Consider the following 22,559-nt stretch of genomic DNA (forward strand, 5'->3'; position numbering starts at 1 on the left):
CGAACCGAAGAGGAGCCACTGACTGCGCTCGGCCATGATTTCCTGATGTGCCCGCCCCATATGCGCGTGCGATGAACGATGGCCGACATTTCGTTCGGAGATCCTTGGGTCCAGTTGCCTCCCGAGCTGCGCAACCGATCGTGCTGCTGCTCGACTCGCCGGACGATCGGGTATGCGCGCAGAGCTGCGGGGCGTCGCTCCCGCCTCATCCGACCGCTCGACCTCGACCGCCCAACACGACAAGCGGCGATCGGCACGTCGCTTGATATCGCGGCATCGGACGCCTTCCAACGCAGTCGAGCCGCCGCACCTCCTGCCTCGCATATAGTCGAGGCGATCGGATGCCGGCGGCTCGGTCCCATCAGGCCCGAGCCAGGGCGGCCGCGACCCGGCCGACCCCGCCCGTGCCCTTGCTATCCGGCCGCTGCCGGATCGGCGATACCGATGGGCTCCACGCTGTCGGACTTCTGCGCCACGTCGAAACGATCGGCGTTCATGACCTTGGTCCAGGCGCTCACGAAGTCTTTGACGAACTTCTCCTCATGGCCTTTTTCGGCATAGACCTCTGCGACGGCGCGCAGCTGACTGTTCGCGCCGAAGATGAGGTCAGTGCGGGTCGCTCGCCACTTCTCCTGCCGGCCGCCACGGTCATAGCCGATGAACTCTTCGTCGGCGCTTTCGTCGATCACCTGCCAGAAAGTAGCATTATCGAGCAGGTTGACGAAGAAGTCGTTAGTAAGCTGGCCCTTGCGGTTGGTGAGCACACCCTCCGGCGCGTCCCTGTAGTTGGCACCGAGCACGCGCAGGCCGCCCAGCAGTACCGTCATCTCAGGTACCGAAAGGCCCAGCAGCGAGGCGCGATCGAGCAGCAGCTCCTCCGTCTTCACGCTATGCTTGGTCTTCAGATAGTTGCGGAAGCCATCCGCTACCGGTTCCATCACCGCGAAGCTTTCAGCGTCGGTCCAGTCCTGTGCAGCGTCGCCGCGCCCGCCAGTGAACGACACCTCGACGGCGAAGCCGGCGTCCTTCGCCGCCTTCTCGACCGCCGCGGTCCCCGCCAGAACGATCGCATCGGCCACCGAGAGAGTACCACGCAGTTCCTCGATCTTGGCCAACACCCGCCCAAGCTCGTCAGGCTCGTTCACCGCCCAGTTCTTTTGCGGCTCGAGCCGGATGCGTGCGCCGTTGGCGCCGCCGCGATGATCCGACCGGCGATAGCTGGATGCCGACGCCCAGGCGGTCTTCACGAGCTGACCGATGCTGAAGCCAGCGTCGAGGATCTTCGCCTTGAAGGCAGCGACGTCCGCATCCGACGGCTTGGCGCCAACCGGAATCGGATCCTGCCAGATCAGGTCCTCCTCCGGCACTTCCGGCCCCAGATACCGCACCTTGGGCCCCATGTCGCGGTGAGTGAGCTTGAACCACGCGCGGGCAAAGGCATCTTTGAACGCTTCATGGTCGTTGCGGAATTTCTCGGAAATCACCCGGAACTCGGGATCGACCTTCAGCGCCATATCAGCGGTGGTCATCATCGTCGGCACGCGCTTCGATGGGTCGTGCGCCGCAGGCGCCATGTCCTCCTCGCGCTGGTTGATCGGCTGCCACTGCTTAGCGCCGGCCGGGCTGCGGACGAGCTCATATTCATAATCGAGCAGCAGGCGGAAATAATTCTCCGACCACTCAGTCGGGGTATTCACCCACGACCCCTCGATCCCGCTGGTGATCGTATGCTCGCCGTAGCCACTTTCGTGCGCGCTGGCCCAGCCCAGGCCCTGCAGCGCGATGTCCGCCGCCTCTGGCGCCGCGTCGACCAGGCTTGGGTCGCCGGCGCCATGCGCCTTGCCGAACGTGTGACCGCCGGCGGTGAGTGCGACCGTCTCTTCGTGATTCATCGCCATCCGCTCGAACGTCTCCTTGATGTCGCGTGCGGACTGCAATGCATCCGGGACGCCACCGGGCCCTTCCGGATTGACGTAGATGAGGCCCATCTGGATCGCAGCCAGCGGATGCTCCAACTCCAGCTGTTCTTCGGGCAGGATGCGGGTCTTGTTGTCCGGATGACCGACGAATTGCTCTTCGGAGCCCCAATAGATGTCGCGTTCCGGCTCGAACACGTCCCGGCGCCCGCCGCCGAAGCCGAAAATGGGACCGCCCATCGATTCGATGGCGACATTGCCGGCCAGGATGAAGAGGTCCGCCCAGCTGATGTGCTTGCCGTACTTGCGCTTGACCGGCCACAGCAGACGCCGCGCCTTGTCGAGGTTGCCGTTGTCCGGCCAGCTGTTGAGCGGCGCAAAGCGCTGCTGGCCGCTATTCGCGCCGCCGCGCCCATCGGCCGTGCGATAGGTGCCGGCAGCGTGCCAGGCCATGCGAATGAAGAGGCCGCCATAATTCCCGTAGTCGGCCGGCCACCAGGGCTGGCTGTCGGTCATCAGGGCCGTGAGGTCGGCCTTGAGGGCGTGATAATCGAGTGCGTTAAACGCTTCCGCGTAATCGAATTCGTCGCCCATCGGGTCGGGTGAGAGGCCGCCTTGGTTGAGGACGTCCAGCGGAAGTGCCTCCGGCCACCAGTCACGGTTCGTGCGACCGAGCAGCGAGCGAACCGTTGTCGGGCGCTCCACGGGGCAGCCGCCCCCGATATCGCCAGTCTTTGCGTCCATGCCTATCTCTCCTCTTCTTGATTTCGCCCACGCTAGGTGCGGAGTGGCATTCACAGAAACGATTAAAGTTCGTCAGTAACGATTGAAAAATCGATCAGCGCGGATTGCCGTCGTTGACGTCCTTGCACTGCTTGATCGCTATCATGCGGGCTTCGTCGTGGATGATTTCCCCGAAAAGGCTTCGCCGCGATGGGTTCCTGGGAAGATCGCCTATGTGCGTTTTCATGGGGCGCTGGGCAAATATCACGGCCGCTGCCGCGCTGAAACACTGCTGAACTGGTGTGCGTGGATGATCGAGCAAGCGGACGCAGGGCGGCCGGTCTGGGCCTTTTCAACAATGACGCGGAAGCCGCGGCCATCCAGGATGCGCTGTCGCTGAAAGCGATGGTGGAACAGCAACTCTCCCGCTGACGCCAACTGCCCATGGTGTCCCAGCGTCTGCCGGCGCTCACGAAGACGCTGCCGGATGGCGAATGTGCTTCCATTAACGATCGAGTAGAGCCGTGCGCCGGATGAACGCTCGTATCGTACTACTTGCCGGCGGTCGGGCCGCCGTTCTGCGACCCGCCATATTTTATCGATACTGCCTCGAAGAACCTTTTGTCGCTCCTTTAGACTCGAACGCGACGGACGTTCTCATTCGCGGCCTCGGCCTTGGGCGCGTTACGCTCACACCCTATTCTCGACCGTGTTGTCTAGGGCTCTGCCGATGGCGGCTTGCACAGCCTGCGCCTCGGCGGCCAGCATCAGCTCGGCGGCGAGCAATGCGCCGTCCTGATCCTGCACCACCGATGTGCGTTCGACGATATCGGTCACGAACTGCGGAAAGCGCGCCATTCTCGCCCGCTGGGCATCCGACCGGTCCTCGCGGAGGACAGATAGCTCAAACTTCTCGACAGCCACCAGATCGTGGGGCGCGATTCCCAACGGCTGTCCGAAACATCCTAAACCGCGATTGATGCCGGCCGTTCGTACGACCGGCGCTTGTGGTGTGTGGCAAGGCGAAGGAGAACGCCCACCGGGCGCTCCCTCCAGCATAGTCCGGTCGAGGCTTCACCCCTTGATGCGACCGGATAAATGGCCGCCACTGGCGCTGTTTGGTGGGAAGCACGAAGCGTGGGTCAGCGGGCGAAATCACGGCGCCGTGCCGTGGGGGGGCAGCGTCTCCCGTTCGAAGGCAATCGTGGCAAGTTTAGCGTCAAGCGCCGCGACTGCTGCCGGGGTGAGATCGTTGGTCATGTTGCCGCCGAGCACCGTCGTGCGATCGATCAGCAAGCCGCAATTACGCTCCTTGTAGACCTGCGCGATCAACGGCTGAAGCGTTTCGGCGATACGGGCCATCGCCTTGCCGCGGGTAGCCTCGATCTCACGCGTGCGCTGCTGCGTCCGGACCTGGATCGCGGTCAGGCGCGGGGCAAGCGCCGCTTCCCGCACGCGGCGTTGCTCGGGCGTGAGCTTGGCCGCATCGGTCTGCAGGGCCTGGATCTCGACCTCCAGCGGCTTGCGTTCGGTATCGAGCTCAGCCTGGGCCTGATCGGTCAGCTGCTTGAGCCGCGCGGTGGCGGCGACGCCGACCTTGGCATTGGCGAAGATCGCCTCACGCGACAATAGGCACACGCCGGCAACGGCAGTGCCGCCCAGCCCCTGCTGCGGTGCGGGCGATGTCTGGGCGATCGCCGGTGCGGCGATGAGCGAGAGAAGCGGCAACAGGGCAATGATACGCATGGTGGGGCTTTCGTGCGGAGGATCAGAAAACAGAGGCAGGCGTGGCCTGGTGACGGTTCAGCAACGCCTGGAAACGATCAAGCGACGCCAGATGGAAATGCACCAGGGCGAGCCAGCCCCTGCGATGCCAGTCGATCACCGTGGCATCGTCGAGCGCCGCGAAGCGCGCGCGATCGACCACCTGGAAGCCATCGATATCGAAATTCTCGCCACTCGCGAGCGTGACGGCGGCGCGCCGATCAATCAGCAGGTCCTTCAACGCCGCGACGAACGCCGTGGTTGCCTCGACGTCGCGGCGGAAGGCTTCGCAGAAATGCAGCGCCTGAGTCGTCATGGCGCTCGCCTGGTCGCCGTCGAACAGCGCGACGCCCCCTTCCCCATCCCGGACAATCCGGTCGCAACCCGTATCGAGCCCGAGCACGAAACGCTCGGCTTCATCGGTGGCGTAGAAGATGAACGGATAGCGGCGGACATAGGCCGGAACGTAGCTGTCCTCCGCCCATTGGCCGTCCGCCACGAACAGATTCGATCGTTCCAGCCCGACCAGCACCACGGGCGACCGGTCGGCGCCCGCAAAGAGGATCGGATAGGTGCACGAGGCGGCGGCGAACTCGCTGACGGCCAGCATCACGGTATTGGTATCTGCGGCGAATGCGGAATCGCCAGGCAGCAGCCGCCAGGCGCCATGCCCGGCAGCGGTGAGGGGCTCGGGGCGCTTGTAGAACAGCGCCGCAGGGCCAGTGATGTCAGCCGGACTTTCGGCCGCCAGTGCAGAACTCATAGCTATTTCCTGTCGCGAGTGGGAAAAATCAGCCGTTGCGCACCCGGCGCAGCATGATCGTCTTCGGGCCGGTGCGCACCGGCACCATCCCCTGGCGCGAGAGCAGTCGGATAAGCGCCTGTTCCGGCGTCATGGTGCCGCGGATCGCGGGTGCCTGGCCGCGCTCCAGCGCTGCATCGTCGTAGAGGATGCTGAAGCCGGAGGCACGGCCGACTGCCCGAACCGCGCTCCCCACATCCTGCGCGCCGATATCGAAGGGGACCGCCTGAGACAGCTGGCGGACTTCGGCCAGTTCGACCGACGGCTGCGCCGATATCGGCGTGGCCGAGGAAGTCCTGGGCGGCGCTGGGCAGCGATCTCCTCTGGTTTCGTCGCACTCCTCGCCATAACCGGTCACCCGCACCTCGATCAGTGAGGGCGTGCCGTTCATGTTGTTCTTGCGCACCTTGGCGGTCGCTTCGGTGATCGCGCGGAGCACATCGTTGGACTTGGCGGAAACCTCACCTGTGTCGAGCGACGTCGGCGGGGCGGCCGGCGTGATCGGCAGGCCGGTCTTCACGCCGGCCACATCGATATTATCGGTGCCGAGGATCTGCACCGCGAACACGTTGAAGTTGCCGCTGACCCTGATCCCGGCGTCGCCGGCATCGACGATGCCGTTCGGCGCGATGAGATCGACGTCGGCGGGAGGCGAGCCTTCCTGCGTCCGCAGCGTCCCGATGCCGGCACCGGTCGGCAGGCCCGCCGGCACGCGGTCCATCGCCGCATAGGGGCTCAGCGTGTAATTGTAGAATTGCGGACTGATCGAGGTCTTCGCGCCCTTGCCGGCGGCGATGTCGCCATAAGACGACCAGATCATGATGTTGCCGCCCTTCGTCGTCAGCGCGCGCGATTCGTTGAGCGTCACACTGTCGTGCGCGAAGATGTTGATCGCGCCGCCATCGGTGGTGACGATGCCCGATCGCAACGCGTCGCCGCGGGGGTTGCCGGACCAGGGCTGGCCCGTCTGCGCCGCGGTCGCCGCTGGATTCGCGAGCTTGATCTGGCCGCCGGGCGAAACGAATTCAATCTTGCCACCGCCGAACGACATCACCCGGCCGGCATAGGTTTCGAAATCGCCGGTCCAGCGCGCTTCGCCGGTGGCCAGTGCCTCATCTGCCCGCTTTTCGGCGCCGGGGAACAGGGCAGCGATCGCCTTGTACCCGCGGAAGGTGGTGCCGACGCGATCGCTGTCCTTGTCATTGGCCTCACGGCCGGTGGTGCGCAGTTCGAGGAAGAACACGTCGCGATAGAAGGGCGTCTTGAAGTCGGTGGACAGGGCAGACCAGTATTTCCAGGCAGTATCGAGATAGGCGAACTGCTCCGCCTTGGTCTTGAGCGGCTCAAGCCCCTGGACGCGGCGGACATAATTGACGAGCCCTTCACGCGGCTCCGGTGTCGCGAAATCGCCTTCGGCCCCGGCGGCGCGCGGATAATCACGGTCGAACAGATAGGTCGAAAGCTTGGTGCCCAGCGCGCCGTCGTCGAGCAGATAGTCGGCCATCTGACCGGCCTTGCCGGGGTTCAGATAGGCATCTTCGAACGCCGCATAGGAAGGCGTCTGATTGAAGCCCGTGCTGATCGCGATATCCGCTGCGGCCTGGCCTGGCTTCCAGTCGGACGGGGGCGGCGGGACGAGATTGCTGGGCAGACCATCCGGCAGGATGCCGATCCGCGTGGTGGTGATGCCCAGCGCGTTGCTTGGCATATAGAAATCAGTGCCGACCTCGATCTCGAGCCGGCCCGGGCCCGCCACATTGATGAAGCCGCGATTGGTCGTGGCCTGAGTCGTCGGATCGTAGATGCCGTAATTGACGTCGAAATACAGGCCCTTGCCCGCACGCACCATGCTGAGGTCGTTCACGTTGTTGTGCTGCAGGCTATAGCTGGGGAAATAGACGTTCCCGCCCGCCTGCACCCACATCGCCTTGGGCAGACTGATCCCGCTCTGCGTCGAGGTGACGACATCGCCGCTGCCCGCATAGATGCGCACCGGCGTGGTATCGCCGACGTGCAGGTCGGGCAGGAACGTGGGCGTGAAATATTGCAGGCCGGGATAGAAGATGCCCCGCCCGGCCGAGATGTAATGCGTCCGGCCTGGCCCGCCATAACCGGCGTTGCTGGGGTTGCTCGCGGTGCGCAGGATCCGGTCCAGCGCCTGGCTCATGATGATCCCCTGCCCGCTGCTGCGATAATTGGCCGATTGCGTGGCCCCGTCCTGCAGATACGGGTCGAGCGCGACGGTGCCGTAGCCGATATAGACGTTGTTCGCGGCGAGCAGTTCGAGGTTGCCGCGCGCAGCCGGGGCCAGCAGCATTTCGCCGAGCATGTTCACGTCGCCCGCCGCCGCCACGGCGCTGACCGTCGCTGGCCGGAGTTCGTAGCCGATCGAGCTCGTGCCGGTGATCGGCCGTTCGTTGGCGCCGAGGAAGTAGAGGGGACGTACGCCGCTACGCTTGGTGACGATATCCGTGTTAAGCTGGTTGTTCCACATCGTCACATCGCCGCCGGCGGAGAACAGGCTGACGGATGCGGTATCCGTATAGCTTTGGAACCCGTCAGGATCGATTTGCGAGACGGCCGGATCGATGTACCCGGTGCCGAGCAGCGGATCCATGACGGCATCGATGTTGAGATCGCCGCCGCTCTGCAACTTGAACTGGCCAGATGAGGTATAAAGCAGCGCGTAGATGTCATAGTTCAGCGCGACATCGGGCCCGGTATGGATATAGCAGCCGTCGCCCGATCCATTGCACGCGACGGCCGGGTTGCTGCTATCGAGCACACGCGCCGTGCTGCCTGACAGGAAGGCACCGCCGGCGGTGATCGCCCCTACGCCGTCGCCGACGTAATAGACGCCGCCCAGGATGTTGCCGCCCGCGCGCATCCGCAGATCGCCGCCACCGGTGATGTTGAGCATGCCGACCGGCTCGCCTTCCACCGTGTTGCCGGGCAAGCGCCCGCTTGTCGGGATCGCGACGCCGAGGTTGGCGATGTCGCCGCCCGCATCGATGGTGATATCGCCCCCACCGAGCGCGCCGATGCCGCCCTGGAAGGTCGCGAAATTGACCCACCAGCTTGTCTGGGCATAGCCGTCCGCGGTCTGCTCGAACCGGCCGGTCACATTGTTGACGCGCAGGCGCTGGCGCAGCCAGCCGGAAGGTGTCTGCGGCGTGGAACCACTCGCCAGGATGTCACCCGCCGCACGAATGGAGATGTCGCCGCCATTGACCGAATAGGTGGCACCGGTCGGCGCGTAGAAGCCTGCCAGCGCGGCGGCATTCTCACCCGCAGTGTAGATCACCGAGGCACGTTCCTTCAGCACGACATTGCGGCCCGCCGAAACATTGATCGCGCCCGTGCCCGTGCGGACGACATAGCCGGTAGAATTGTCGCTCTGGAAATATTTCAGAAAGTCGGAGCCGGAGCCGTTGGCATAGCTCTCGGTGCCGTCCTGCTCTTCCGAATAATAGCCGCCGCCCGAGGAGTAGTTCACATAGGGCAAGGGTCGCTTGGCATACCGGACCGTATCGACATAATCCCCGGTGGCCGGATTCTTCTCGATCAGCGCACCCGTTTCCGGATCGATATATTTGCCCGTTGCAGGGTCGCGCTGGAGCTCGAGGAAGCCGAGGTGGTAATTGGGATTCCGCGGATCGCGGATGAAGCGGCCCTCGCTGTCAGTGAGGTACAACCGGTGCTCATTGGCATATTTCGGATCAAAGAAATATTCGATCGTGTCAGCGGTGCCGCCGACGATCACCGATCCCTTGCCCTCGGCGATCTGGCCGATCGGCAGCACCGCGAGCGAATCCGGACTGACCAGATTGGCGCCCGCCGCCAGGTTGATCGTCCAGGACGCACCATCGGTCAGCGCCGCGCCGGGTGAGGCATCGACGAAACCGTCGCTGAGATTGGCGTTGAGCAGCAGATCTCCCTTGGCGCGCAAGGTCAGCACGCCCGCCCCGCCGTCGAAGCGCAGATCGTGCAGGTTCCAATCCTTGGTCAGCTCCATGTCACCGTCGCTGCGCAGCTCGATGCCCGCGGCAACAACTGCCTTGCCGCCAAGCCGGGTGAAGATGGCCGCGGCGTTGTGCATGAAATTGCCCGCATCGGCGGAGACCCGGTCGATCACGCCCTGATCGATCGTGCCGATCCCGTCATAGACGCGATATCCTTCCGCAATCACGGAACGCGCGCCGGTGATAGTGCCGCCGATCGTCCCGATCGCCAGATCGCCGCCGCGTTGTGGCGCGCGCAACCGCACGATCCGCCCACCCGGGCCCGTACCGCTGACGTCGATCAACGATCCGGCGAGCAGGTTGATCTCCCCGCCGTTGCGCCCGGCTGTCTCGACGAATACCGAGCCGCCCGAACCCTGTGCGGCATTGGCACGCGCCAGCAGCTTGCCAGTCGTACCGATGGTGACACCGTCTGCCGCAGCCAGGTGGATCGAACCGCCATTGTCGCCAACGGTGCGGATCGTGCCGTTGACGGTGATCGCGCCGTCGTTGGTGATCGCTGCGAATTCCTGCACACCGACCGTGCCGGTGATGTCGAGATTTCCCTTGTTGATTTCAAAGCGCCTGCTTTGCAGGAAGCCGCCGGTATCGAGCACTGCGTTCAGCGCCGCGAAGTTGCTCAGGCCCTCGGTCAGCAGGTTGAACGAACCGCTGCGATAGCCGGCCTGGGCCTTGCCGAGGATGGTGCCGCCGAGGCGCACTTCGCCCAGCCCGGCCGAGGCGGTGAAGGTGCCGGCGTCGCCGCCCGCCGCGGTGCCCGATACATCGACCGTGGAGCCCACCACGAGATCGACGTCTCCTCGATCCGCGACCAGGCCAACCGTGCCGGCACCGACGCCGACCGATTTGTCGAACAGGGTGACGACGTTGCTCGTCACATCGATCGTCGATCCCGCCGCCAGCACGACGTCCCCGTCACGCGCGCGCAGGTTTACGGTGCCGCCGGTGAGGCGGATCTGCCCTGCATGGGTGACCGAGGAGCCAGTGATGCCCAGGGTCGCGCCGAAGGTCTGATAGGCGGGAAGCGTCGCCCCGTTCGTGGCGATCCTGACGGCGCCCGTCGCATCGAAGAACAAGCGCGATCCGCTATCGGCTACCAGGCTGCCCGAGGTGAGGTCGAGCGAGCCGGGCACAAATAGCGTGCCGTCGTCGCGCCCAATGATCCGCTGCGCGGCGTCCACCGTAAGGGAGTCGATCCCGGAAAGCCATTTGTTGCCGCCTTCGAAATAGACGATATCGGCCTTGATCGTCAGCGCGCCGCCGCCGGTGACAGCCTGGGCGGTGCCGCCATTGCTGTTGGTCAGCGTTATGCTTTTTCCAGACAGCGTCGTCGCAACGCCATCGCCGCCGATCACGCGGAATTCACGCGCGTCGAGGCGCAGGGCATCGCTCGCACTGAGCGTCGTGTCGCCATAAAGATCGATACTGCTGTAGCTCTTCAGCGTGATCTCGGCAGCACGCCCCAGCGCGTTGATCGAATTGCCGGCAAAGACGAGGCCGCCCGTGCCAGTGGGCACCGCACCGAGCGAGACACGCGATGAAGCAGCACTGATCTGGCGCGCATCGATCGCCGCACCGGCGCCCATCACCGTATCGATCGTCGCATCGAGCGCCAGCGATGCGCCCTTCAGCGTCGCGCCGTCAGCGATCGTCAGCGTGCCGCCGGGCACGAGCGGCGCGAGGCCAAACCCGGCGCGCCGCGCGTTGATCGCGGCGAGCTTGACCGGATCGTTGCGAAGCGCCGCCATGGCGTCGACCGCGGCGGAATCGCGCAGGATGTCGACCTGCATGCCGTTCGACAGCCGCAGAAACGCACCCTGATCGAGCACGCCGTGGACTGTAACGTCGTCAGCCGGAGTCCAAGCCTCCCCCTCATCCACAAAGGCAGCGGTGCCGGGAACGATCCGCAGATCGCCCGAAGTGCCGGTCACCTTGCCGCTGGTTTCGACAACACTGCCGGCGTGCACATCGAGCTTGTTGGAAGATGCGAAAAGCAGTTCGGGGCCAGTGAGCTTAGACCCCTTGTTGTCGATGACGATGTCGGTGCCGGAGACGACGAGCTCGAGGTTCACCGCGCCCTGACGACGGGTGCCGCCGATCAGCAGGCTTTCCGCACCGAAGGCATTCAGCTTGTCGCTGTCGAGCACCAGATAGCCGTCATAGAGACTGGCGTCGGTGCCGGCACCGGCCACCACGACGCGCGCAGCATCGATGTCGGCAAAACCGCCGCGGCCGCCCTCGGCCGCCTTGGAGTTAAGCGTCGCGCCAAGGTTAAGCGTCTTTCCGGCGCGCAGCACCACGCTGCCGCCGTCGAGCGGGATGCGCGGCGTATCGCCCACAGGCCGATTTACCCGCAGCGCCTTTTTGAGGAACGCCTCCGAGGTGAAGAAGCTGTTGGCGTCGGTTTCCCGATAGCCCGAGCGGAGCCGCAGGGTCTTACCCGGCATGACCAGGAAGCCGGAGGTGCGCTGGTCGCGCGCCTGGCTGTCGCCGCCCGCCAGCATGAAGCCGGCCTGGATCGATGATCCATCGGTCAGGTTTGCGGAATCGCCGATCCGCATATCGGAATAGCCGACCTCCCCGTGCTTGGCGGTTACCCGGAATGCGCCGGGCAGCAGAGCGAATTCAGCGGGCAACAGCGTGTAATACCCCGCCTTCAACCCGCTGCCGCCCGAGAGATAGATCCGGTCGCCGATGCCAGGGCCATTGCCCGGCGCCGTACCGAGCGGCGCAACGTCGCTGTCATAGGACGGCATGACCGCGAAGATCTGCCCGGGCGCGGAGACCCACTTGTTGTCGGCGTCGCGATAACCGGTGAGCCAGTCCCGCGTGCCGCCGATCCCGGCGACGAATTCGTGCGCAACCAGATTCCCGCCCCCCGATACATCGAGGATCGAGCCCGTCTGCATGTCGATCACGTCGCCCGACAGCACCACATTCTTGGTCGGCAAGGTGGTCAGTTCGAGGCCCGTGAAGGGATCGAGCCAGGTGTCGCCGTTGCTGGTATAGCCATAGGGGATGATGCGACCATCGGCCGAGACCGAGGTAAGGCTTCCCGGGGCCAACGTGACGGTGCCGGATCCGACGCTGCCGTCCTTGGTGGCGATCAGGTTGATCGTCCCCAGCGGCGAGCGCAGGACACCCGACTGGACGATGCGCGGCGCGGTGATCGTCAGTTCCGCCGCAGCTTCGTAGGGGCTGCTGTTGATCGCGTTGCCGGCGTCCTGCGGCAGGATGGTAAACGTATCCCCGACCGTGACCGCGAACTTGCTGCCGGTGCCGGCATATACCTGGTCGGCCTTCAACGTGAGGTTGCCGCCGGTGACCAGCGTCCCCGTCGGACGTACCAGCGGATCGAGCGTGTAGCCGGCGAGCCGGATGTCGCCGCCGCTGGTTAGCGTGGTGTCCGAATAGCCATAGAAGCTGGCGTTGCCGACCTGCAGCAAAGTTCCTGCGTTGATGGCGATGCGCGTGTTGGCGTTCACCGGCTTCACGCCGATCCCGAGCAGCGCGATATCATAGGCGCCGGCGTCGACATTACCGGTCCCGGCCGGCAGCATGCCCAGCGCGACCACGGCGGCATCCAGCGTGACGTTGGCGCCGGCCTGGCCGAAGATCCGGTCCGAATTGATGTCGATCCGGTCGAAGATATGGCTGCCGTCGGCCTTCTTGCCGCCGATCGCGACGTTCCCGACGAACATCACGCCGGGCGATGCGGTCAGGCCGAAGCGCGAGAAGCCGCCCGCCGCGATGCGCGACGTCGATAGCTGAGTTGCCGCAGGCGGCGCGGTATTCACCGGCCTGAGCTGGAAGCCGCCCAGATTCTGGAGCAGGCCGCGCAGGCCCGCATCGATCTGCGGCGCGGGCGGGGGCGACGTATCGAGCGGGGGCAGATTCTCGCCGATCATGAACACCGGCGGCTTGCCGGTCGCCGCAGCGTTGTAGTTGGTCAGGATGGAGATCAGTTCAGCGGCATTGGCCACCGTGAAGCCGGGCGCAAAGTCGAACTCCAGCCCCCAGCTGGAGAAATCGACCTGGCTGAGATCGGTCCCGTAAAATTGAGTGACCGGATTGCCCTGACGATCAGTGAAATAGCCGCCCTCAAAGGCCCAGCCGAAGGAGTCATAGGCCTTCTGAGGGGGTGGGTATTGGGTGGAGCCACCGGTGCCATATCCAGCCTGCCAGTTGATCGCGAACGCGCCGCCCCGCGCGCCGGTCCCGCCGGCGGTGGCGAGATAGGTTGCGTCATCGAGCGAGAGCTGTTGCCCGGCGATGCTGATGGTACCGCCGTTCGACGCGAGCGTGACCGGGCCGCGGATGACGCTACCGTCGGCGGCGGTGACCGGAAGATCGAACCGGGCGGTCGTGCCGGAAACGTCCAGCACGGCGCCGTCGTCGAAATTGATCGCATCGGCGTTTACCGCGATCGTGCCGCCATCGAAGATCAGCCCGTCGACCAGTTCGCGGCCGTCGGAGGAGAGGCCCCGGCGCGTGATGAACGAGGTGCCCCGCGCGAGCAGCTTGCCGGTGCCGTAGACATTGACGACCCCCTGGCCGGTGCCGAGCGAGATCGCGCCCCCCGGCGCGTTGAGGGTGCCGCGGATATCCGCATTGCCGGTCAGGGCGAGCTTGCCGCCTGCCTCGGTGGAAAGCACGCTGCCGGTGTCGATCAGCGAAGCACCCAGGATGCTGATGTCCATGCCGCGCTGGAGCGCCGTCGACCGTTGCCCGATCGGCAGCACCCGGATGTCGGTGAGATCGTAGATGTCGGTTCCCGAAGGGGCCATGGATGCGGGAAGCGCGCCGCCGAGCAGCCCGGGATCCTTGAACTGCAGGCTGGCGCTGGTCGCGTTGACGATCGTGCCCTCGGACAAGGTGACTTTCGGCGCGGTGAGACTGATCGCCGAGAAGCCGCTATTCTCGAAGAAGGAAGCCGCGAGGACGAGCGGTCCGCGTCCGATCGGCGCATCGGGATCCGCATTGGGATCGAGTGCGGGCGTCGGCGCCTTCCCGATGAAGATCTGATCGGCGACCGCCAGGCTGAACTTGCCATTTCCGCCGAGCCCGTAGGCCCGGGCATGGGCGAGCGCGCCAAGATCGAGCGTATCCTGTTGCCCCATGCCCGCGATGATGCTGATGTCGCCGCCCTTGCCGAGCTTGATCCTGCCGTTTCGATCCACCCACGCGCCGCCGCTGCTATCCATCACCATCGTTTCCGGCATGATGAATTTGAGATCGGAATCGTCGGTGCGGGGATCGAGCTCATTGCTGCCGGAAATGCCGCGCCCGGTGGCAGACAAGGTTATCTTGCCGCCATTGATACGGGGTGCGGTCGCCAGCGCGACAGGTTCGTCGATCTCATAGTCGCTATACCAGGATCCGCGCGTATCGAGTCGGGTGCCCGCATCGAATTCCATCGAGAAACCGCTGATGTCGATATTGCCGCCTTCGGTCCGCACGCTGCCGAGGAACTGGACGCGCTGGCTCGCCTGAAGCGTAAGCGAGCCGCCATTCTGCAGAGCGATATTGGCACCCTTCTCGACCACCACCGCGATCTCCGGGCTTTCGGCCCGCCCGCTCTGGCGCAGGAAATAACTGCCCATCGTCGATCGGTTGAAGAAATCGGCGGATGCGAGCGTCGCATTGTCCTCGGCGTGGTTGCTGCCGGTCGAGGCATCGGTCGCGTGATCGAACTCGACGCCGAACAATGCGTCATAGGTATCGCTGAGCTTGTCCTGGAGCCCGAAACTGGCCGCCAGCGCGCGCTCCTTCGCCTGGATCAGAATGTTGTTGCTGACATATTCCGTTTCGGAATTGCCGGCATCGTTGAGCAACAGCACGCCGCCCAGCGGAACATTGGCATGCTGATAGCGCCCGGCGGTGACGCTGCCCTTCATCGTGCCCTGCAGCACTGCATCGGGGGCGAGGATATTGACGCTGCCGCCCTTGCCGCCTTCCTCATAGCTGGTTTCGTACGTGCCCTGCACGCTCGACATCAGCGGAATGTAGAAATCGCGCTGCTTCCCCCATTTGGTGTCATATTGAGTCCATTGGTTGGCCAGCCCCATATAGAGTTCGTCCGGGTCGGCCGCGCGGATGTCGATAATGGTGCCGTCGAGCCGGCGGAGCAGCGTGGTGTAGACGAAGCCCGCCGCATAGGTGGTCTTGCCGCCCGATACGTCGATCACCGAACCGGATTTCATGATGAAATCGTCGCCGATGTCCATCGTCAGCTTGCCGCCGTCGATCAGGAACTGGGCGAGCGTGCCCTGGTTGAGATTGTCGAGGCCCTGCCAGTCGGCAAGGTTGGTACCGTAACGGCGATCGACGCTGATTTCCTTGCGGTACAGCGTGCCATCGCGCTGCAGCGGCGAATCCGCCAGCTGCGCGGCGAACAGCTTGCCGGTGACCTGATGGTATCCCATTGGCAGCAGAGTCGATTTCCAACCGGACAGATCGATCGTCGCACCCTTTTCCATGAGGAAACGAGTGCCGTCTTCATTGTCCTGGTTCGCACCCTCGCCGCGATTGTTGTCGAACACGAACCCGGCCGCGTCGAGCAGCACGTTCATCGCGCCGCTGGGCATGTAGATCAGAGAATCGTCCCGCATATGGACCTGGCCGGCATTGATCTTGAGCGTGCCGACCGACTGGCTGCCCGACGTGACCGGGATCATGTCCTTCGAATCGAGATCGGGCGTGATCTGCGTCAGGCTGCCCTTGCCGAACACGACGGTGCCGTTGCCCGGGATGATCGGGCCGTTGAAGGCGTCGTTGGCATATTCCTTGTAATCATAGGCATAGGCCTGGAAATTGATCCCCGCGCGGAACAGCGCGGTGGAGGTCATCGTGATCGCGCCCATCTGTTCCAGGTTCATGCCGCGGAAATCCACGGTACCGCCGCCGCTCGAGGCGATGATGCCATCGTTCCGCGCATGGAAACCGACATCCGCGGCGCGCTTGACCTGTGTGTCGTTGACGAATCTTTCGATCAGTCCGGGATTGCCCCAGCCGCCGCCTATCAATTGTGCGCGTTCGGCCGACGTGAACTGGTGCCCGATCTCGAACACTTTACCGGTGATCTTGAGGAACAGCTCCTGATAGGCAGCGCTGGAGACGACCGGGAGGCCCATATAAGGCAGGTTGATCCGCATCGAGGTCATCGGATTGTAGACGCCGACGAAGCTCTCGATCTTGCCGTTGGCGCCGCCATTCAGATAGATGTTGTCGCCGGCCGCTAGGATCACCTGGCCTTCGTTCTTGACGGTGATCGTGCCGCCATTGGTGACGTTCGGCCCGACCAACATCACCTTGCCCTTCTCGCCGGTGGTGATCGTGCCCTTGGCGCCGATCGTCACGACATACCGGGTGGGGTCATTGGGATCGAAGACGACGGGCGCCGGCGCGCCGATCGCAAGGAATGGATCCTTGCCGCTCGTGATGTAGTTCCAGCTGTTGCTGAAGGTCGGATCGGTACGGCCGTTATAGTCTTCGGCGAACGAGATCAGGCCGTTGTTGAGGAACTGGCTGTCGCGGATATCGAGCGCCGACACCACGGCCTGCTGCGCCGCGAGCGCACCGTTGAGGGCGACGCCTTCGCGCGCGATCACATAGACATGGCCATCGGCCTTGATATCGCCGTTCAGCACCGTCGTTCCGGTGGCGAGCGAACGGTTGAGCGCGATCCAGTCCTTCTTCTCCTGCTGGAACTTGAGCACTTCGCCGGCCTGCGAGCTCATATTGCTCCAGTTGAGGATCGCCTTGGCGCCACTCTGGACGATGGTGGTGGTGTTGCCGCTCACATTCACATCGGACACGCCCTGCCCGGTGACGAGCTGGCGGACGTTGATCCTGGCGTCCTTGCCCATCAGCACGCCGTTATCGTCGAGGACGAACACGCGACCCCTGGCGCGGATCTCGCCGTTGATCTGCGAAGCCTGGGTCCCGTGCACACGATTGACCGCGATCCAGTCCGCCGACTGCTGCTGGAATTCCAGCACTTCGTTGGTGGCCAGTCGAAACTGCTCCCAGTCCAGCAGTGCCTTGGCCTGAGTCTGCTCGATCGTCATCAACGGGCGGCCATCGGTGCTCTGGCCGATCACCGGCGCCTTGGCGCCCGTCCATTGCGAGACCTGGCCATTGGGCCCGATCACCCGGCCCGACGGCATCGCGATCAGCGATCCGAAGCTCTGTGCCCTGGCGGCGACGGGAAGGAAGCTGGCGGCGAGCACCATCGTCGCGAGGCTCGCGCTGCCAAGCAGGCGCGACTGACGGATCATCTTGGGGGCGTGGGCCATGGTGGCGCTCCAGCTGTCTTCGAGTTACTTGGGGTCTGTGGCGGCCGCGGGCGTCTGCGCCTCGGCCGAAGTCTTGGGCGCCAGCTCGCGCTGCATGCGCTCGCTCACGCTCGGCGGCAGCGTCGCCTCCGTCACCCGCGCCGCGCGCAGCCGGTCCTCATAGGACTGGACCAGATTCTCCATCCGGACCCGGCTAGACTGGACGAAGATCTCCCATGACCGCTGCTTCGCGTGCCGTGCGAGAATCTCGTTCGCGACCGCATACAGTTCGGCGTTGCGCTCCCGCGCGAGCACCAGCAATTCGTCCTTCAGCGCGATCTCGGCGCGAAGCGCCTCAACTTGCTGGCGGGCATTGTCGACCGCGACCTGCTGGCGCAGATAGCGCTCCTCGAGCTGGACGCTGGTTTCCGCCGCCGGCACTGGCGCCGGACTGGCTTGATCCTGGGGCGCCGGCAGACCGGCGACGAGCAGGAGGGCGAGGATCGGTGCGTGCATCATGCCCCCCTCAGAACTTGGCGTTCAGATTGACTTGGAGGACGTCGACCGAGAATGGCGCGCGTTCGATCGAGTCGGTGCTGAACCAGTTCACCCCGATCGAGGCGTTCTTGTAGAGGCCGAACTCGCCTTCGAGGATATAGCCCTTCACGTCCGTGCCGCCGAGGCCGAAGTCGCTGTCGGTGAAGATGTCGAGCACCGCGTCGGTCTCGATATGCTTGTAACCGACGGCGAAACGCCAATCGCCGAATTTATGGATTTCCGGCTTGCCGACGTCGAGCCGGGCCTGCCAGCCCAGGTCGCCCGGCTTGATCAGCGAATTGCTGTCGAGCGCCAGGAGCTTGGCGCGGCTGATGGCTGCGCGGTTCTGGACCACGTCGCCGGTCACCATCACCTGCAGGCCTTTGAAGCCGGTATAGGCAATCGATCCGGTCAGGTTGAACAGGTTGAAATCCGAGGCGAGGCCGGCGAGCGTGGTCAGCCCGTCGGTGCGCATGTTGAACAGCGAGTTCCCCTTCGCCAGCGCACCGGGCGCCGTGTAGTCATTCAGGCGCGATCCGTCGGGCGCGTTCTTCAGGCTGTCGACGTTCTGGAAATCATAATAGGCGAATGCCGCCTTCACGGAGAGATCGTCGATCACCTCGCCCTTGGCGCCGATTTGCCCGGCGATCATCCGGCGATCGCGGCCATACAGCTCATTCTCCTGCAGCGGGAAATAGCCGCCGCTGGCGAACAGGGTGGCGCCGCCGAAACTGTGTTTCAGCTCGAGCGCGACGCCTTCTGGATTGATGTCACCGTCCCACACCAGGTTGGTGGAATAAAAGGGATTCGGCATCCGGCCGCCGACCAGGCTGACGCCCGCGACCGGCGTGATCCGCAAGAAGGCGCGATCGATCCAGAAATCGTCCTTGTTGAAATAATCGCCGAGCGTCTCGTTGGTCGAGATCGCACCGGCATCGTCGCCCGAGGCGAGCCGCACGCCGACACTGACGAAATCGTTGATTTTGGCGTCCAGACCGATCCGCGCGCGATAGCGGATCCGGTTGCGGCCGATCGTCGAGTTGATGATCGGGAAGCCCGCGGCATTGGTCACGCCGCCGGCGCGGTTGATCGCATTGAAGTCTGGGAAGCTCGGGAAGTTGCCGACCTGGTTGAGCGGATCGCTCTTCGGGAAGAACTCGCCCTGATAGCCTACGCGGAAATCGCCGGAAATCGTCAGGCCGTTCAGCCAGCCCGGCATCACGTTCGGTGCGACCCAACCCTCGGTCTTGGCCTCGGCCATGACTTCCTTCTTGATCTGCTCGCGCAGTTCGGCGCGGACCGTCTCTGGCACATAGGAAACATCGATCGTGGTGGAGGTGGCCGGTGCCTCGCGCTGGCGGCGGAGATCCGCTGCGAGCTTGGCCTTGGCCAGCAGGTCCTGCGCCTTTTGCGCGGGGATCACCCCTTCGTCGACCAGCAGCTGCAATATCTCGACACCGACGTCGTCGGTGCTCTGGGCAGCGGCAGGCTGAACCGCGAACAACGCGGTGCCGGCAAGCAGCAGGGAGAGGAACTTGCGTGAGAACATCGGGGTAAATCCTTTGATCGCTGACGCGGCGTTCAGCCGCCGAGGCGTTTCATGTTGATGGTGGCGAAGGTCATGCCGCTGGTCTTGGGCGGACGCCCGCGGGACAGCGGTGGCAGCGCCGAGAGGACATCGCGGATCGCCGCATCGAGGTTCGGATCGCCGGTGCTCGAGCGCAGCGCCGCTGACGTGAAGCGGCCATTCTCGTCGATATTCACCGCGACCTTCAGGAAGCCCTGCGCCGATCGCGTGCGCGGATCGCGCTGGAGCGCCCGGCGAACGTGGGTCTCGACATACTGGCCCCAGCCGCCGCCGCCGCCGCCGCCGCCCCGCCCGAACAACCCGCCACCGCCGCCGGCGGCGAGCCGGAAACTGTCCGATCCCGCATCGGCAGGACGATCGAGCCCGGCCGCCTCGGCACTTGGGGTTTCAGCCGGCTGGTCGCTCGGCGCGTCTGACGGTGTATCGACATCCTGTTGCGGCTTGGGGTTGTCCGTCGGCTCGACGATCTCCTGCTCTTCCTCCATGATCTTCTCCTCCGGCTCGGGAGGAGGTGGCGGTGGCGGCGTCACCAGGGTGATCTCCTGGACGACGCGCTCGCGCTGCGGCCCGCTGCCGGTCGGTCCGAAAATGAACCACCAGAGCAGCACGCCGAGCACCAGGAGCACCACGACGGTGACGGCGATGACGGCTGGATGGATCTGCCCGGGCTGCTCGGGTTGGGGAATCGACGCCGCCACCGATCAGGCCTTGGTACGTTCGGTGACGATGCCGAGCTGAGTGATGCCGACCCGGCCGCACACATCCAGAACTTCGGTCACCCTGCCGAACTGCGCCACTCGGTCGCCCTTGATCACCACCGGAAAATCCGGGGTGACCTGCTTGAAGGAGCGCAGTTGCGATTCCAGCTCGTCGAGCGTCACCGGGTAGGTGTCGAGGTAGACATGGCCTTCGCTGTCGACCGTGATCGCCTTGGTCGTCGGCTTGGCCAGGCTCACCGACGAGCTTGCCTTGGGTACGTTGACCTTGATCCCCTGGATCGCGGCCGTCGTCATGATGATGAAGATGATCAGCAGGACATAGGCGAGATCGAGCATCGGCGTGATGTTGATCTCGTCATAGGGCTTGCGCTTCGATGAGACTTGCATGGTTCTGGCCCCCTATTTCGCTGCGAGGGGGAGAGCGCCGCTGACCGAACCGCGATAGGTTTCAGCCAGCCGCTTTTCGAGCTCATCGACGAAGATCAGGTTCTCGGTGGAGATTTCCTCGACCTTCGACAGCAGGTAATTGTAGCCGAACAACGCCGGGATCGCGACCGCGAGGCCCGCCACCGTGGCGAGCAATGCCGCCGCGATGCCTGGCGCGATGGCGTTGATGTTGACGTCGCCAGCGGCGGCGACCGCGGCGAAGGTGATCATCACGCCCAGGACGGTGCCGAGCAGCCCGATGAATGGCCCGCCCGAGATGGCGATGGTCAGCAGGACGAGGCGTTCGTTGAGCTTCTGCCCTTCGCGGGCAAGGCCTGCATCGAGCGCCGAGCGGATCGCAGCGACCGATTGCGGCGCGAGCGCGAAGCCGCCGGCGTTGGATTGATGCTCGGCCTGGCGGATGCCGACTTCCTGCCGCCCGATCGTGAACAGGCGGGCAAGCGAGCTGTCGCCCGACCATCGCGTCACTTCGGCATCGGCGATGCCGTCATGCGCACCGCGACTGGCTGCCGCTTTCTGATAACCGGCGAGGAAACCGTTATTGGCCTTGGCAGTGCGAGCGAGGAAGACGCCCTTGGACACCATCACCAGCCAGGACAGCACCAGCATCACGCCGAGAATGCCGATCACCACCCAGGCATCGAGCGTCAGCGCGCCGAACAGGATGCCGAGATAGCTCGAATGGCCGGTGCTCGCCTTTTCGCCTTCGGCAGCAATCGTCGCCAGAGTCGAATTGCGGTTCTGCGACGCAGCGGCGAGCGCAATCGCCGAGGCCGGGCGATCGATGTTGGCGCGGCCGATCTCGTCCACATCGCCGACAAAGCCCGGCGCAGCGCCCAGCGCCCCGATGACTTCGTCACCGCCAAGCGCCGGCAGCTTGGCGGCGAAGGTGCCGACGGCGACGCCGTTGACATAGAGGGTCACCGCATCGCCCGCGACGACTGCGACATGAGTCCAGGCGCCAGGCGTGATCGCTGACTGAGCTGCCGCCTCGCCCGTCGTGGCGCCGGCAAGGCGCACATAAGGCACGCCGCCGCGCAGGCCGAGCGTCAGGCGATCGACAGCCGCATCGCCGCCGGCACCCAGCTTGGTGTAGAGAAGCGCATCGGCCGGCTGACCGCTCGCGGCCGGCTTGATCCACGCCGACCACGTCATCTTGCCGGCAGCCGGCACCGTCAGCGACGTGCTGGCAGCAACGCGCAGCTGGCTGTCGGCGGCGAAAGTCGCGCCGCCGGCCGCGAGCCCCTCGACATTCTGGCGACCGGTGAAGGCGGCGACCCTGTTATGATTGGCGGTCATGTCGGCAGGCGCCCCGCCGGTCTCGCCGAAGTGGAGCACCAGCGACTGTTCGCCATCGTAGCTCGCCGCGGCGTCGCCGACCGGCTTGGCCGTGCCGTTGCCGTAATAGAGCCAGATGTCCTGCGACGCGCCCGGCGCGATGGCGGGCACATCGACCCAGACCAGGCCCAGCTCGGCAACGGGATCGAAGCGTTCGATATGATAGGTGAGCGGCGTCTTGTCGTCGCCCGCCAGGAAGCGCAGGTCGCCGCCATCGGGACGGACCTGGCTGAAATCGAGCACCCCGCTGTGCAGGCGCACGAGCACCGGCGCGCGCTTCACCTCGGCGGTCAGGCCGCGGATCGGGCGGCTGTCGAGCACCACTTTGCGGCGCTCGCTCCAGCTATCGTTCCACCAGCTGTCCGCGGCGACGGCAGGCGTCGCCAGCGCGAGAAGGAAGAAGGCTCCGAATAGTTTTTTATTCACG

11 protein-coding genes are annotated in these 22,559 nt (G+C 64.8%); 1 reads left to right on the forward strand and 10 read right to left on the reverse strand.

Going from position 1 to position 22,559, the window contains the following annotated elements; genetic code table 11:
• Positions 1 to 413 precede the first annotated feature (413 nt).
• Positions 414 to 2,660 carry a catalase/peroxidase HPI gene (gene katG, locus U1769_RS11990; RefSeq protein WP_332717545.1) on the reverse strand — a complete coding sequence of 749 codons (2,247 nt, stop codon included), beginning with the start codon at positions 2,658 to 2,660 and terminating at the stop codon, positions 414 to 416.
• Between the two features lie 285 nt (positions 2,661 to 2,945).
• Between katG and U1769_RS11995 the strand changes: the two genes are divergently transcribed.
• Positions 2,946 to 3,071, forward strand: coding sequence for a hypothetical protein (locus U1769_RS11995; protein WP_332716090.1), 126 nt, complete (start codon positions 2,946 to 2,948; stop codon positions 3,069 to 3,071).
• A gap of 258 nt (positions 3,072 to 3,329) precedes the next feature.
• Here U1769_RS11995 and U1769_RS12000 read toward each other — a convergent pair whose 3' ends face one another.
• The 9 genes from U1769_RS12000 to U1769_RS12040 form a co-directional block, all read right to left on the reverse strand.
• A complete protein-coding gene (locus U1769_RS12000) occupies positions 3,330 to 3,497 on the reverse strand; it encodes a hypothetical protein (RefSeq protein WP_332716092.1) in 168 nt (55 codons plus the stop codon).
• Between the two features lie 297 nt (positions 3,498 to 3,794).
• Entirely contained in the window at positions 3,795 to 4,385 is a 591-nt protein-coding gene (locus U1769_RS12005; RefSeq protein ID WP_332716094.1) for an OmpH/Skp family outer membrane protein, read from the reverse strand.
• A 22-nt stretch (positions 4,386 to 4,407) separates the two neighbouring features.
• A complete protein-coding gene (locus U1769_RS12010; RefSeq protein ID WP_332716096.1) occupies positions 4,408 to 5,166 on the reverse strand; it encodes a SapC family protein in 759 nt (252 codons plus the stop codon).
• A gap of 28 nt (positions 5,167 to 5,194) precedes the next feature.
• On the reverse strand, positions 5,195 to 17,524 hold the full coding sequence (locus U1769_RS12015) for a filamentous hemagglutinin family protein (RefSeq protein WP_332716098.1): 12,330 nt from the start codon (positions 17,522 to 17,524) through the stop codon (positions 5,195 to 5,197).
• A 24-nt stretch (positions 17,525 to 17,548) separates the two neighbouring features.
• Positions 17,549 to 18,019, reverse strand: a complete 471-nt coding sequence (locus U1769_RS12020) for a hypothetical protein (RefSeq protein ID WP_332716100.1) — start codon at positions 18,017 to 18,019, stop codon at positions 17,549 to 17,551.
• 10 nt (positions 18,020 to 18,029) lie between these two features.
• Entirely contained in the window at positions 18,030 to 19,589 is a 1,560-nt protein-coding gene (locus U1769_RS12025) for a putative porin (RefSeq protein ID WP_332716102.1), read from the reverse strand.
• Positions 19,590 to 19,621: 32 nt separating this feature from the next.
• Positions 19,622 to 20,326, reverse strand: a complete 705-nt coding sequence (locus U1769_RS12030) for an energy transducer TonB (protein ID WP_332716104.1) — start codon at positions 20,324 to 20,326, stop codon at positions 19,622 to 19,624.
• A gap of 3 nt (positions 20,327 to 20,329) precedes the next feature.
• Entirely contained in the window at positions 20,330 to 20,734 is a 405-nt protein-coding gene (locus U1769_RS12035) for an ExbD/TolR family protein (RefSeq protein ID WP_332716106.1), read from the reverse strand.
• Between the two features lie 12 nt (positions 20,735 to 20,746).
• Positions 20,747 to 22,558: a DUF2341 domain-containing protein gene (locus U1769_RS12040; protein ID WP_332716109.1), complete on the reverse strand. Its 1,812-nt coding sequence runs from the start codon at positions 22,556 to 22,558 to the stop codon at positions 20,747 to 20,749.
• Position 22,559: the final 1 nt, after the last annotated feature.

It is taken from the genome of Parasphingomonas zepuensis (assembly GCF_036663735.1).
In the GTDB taxonomy this organism is placed as follows: domain Bacteria; phylum Pseudomonadota; class Alphaproteobacteria; order Sphingomonadales; family Sphingomonadaceae; genus Sphingomonas.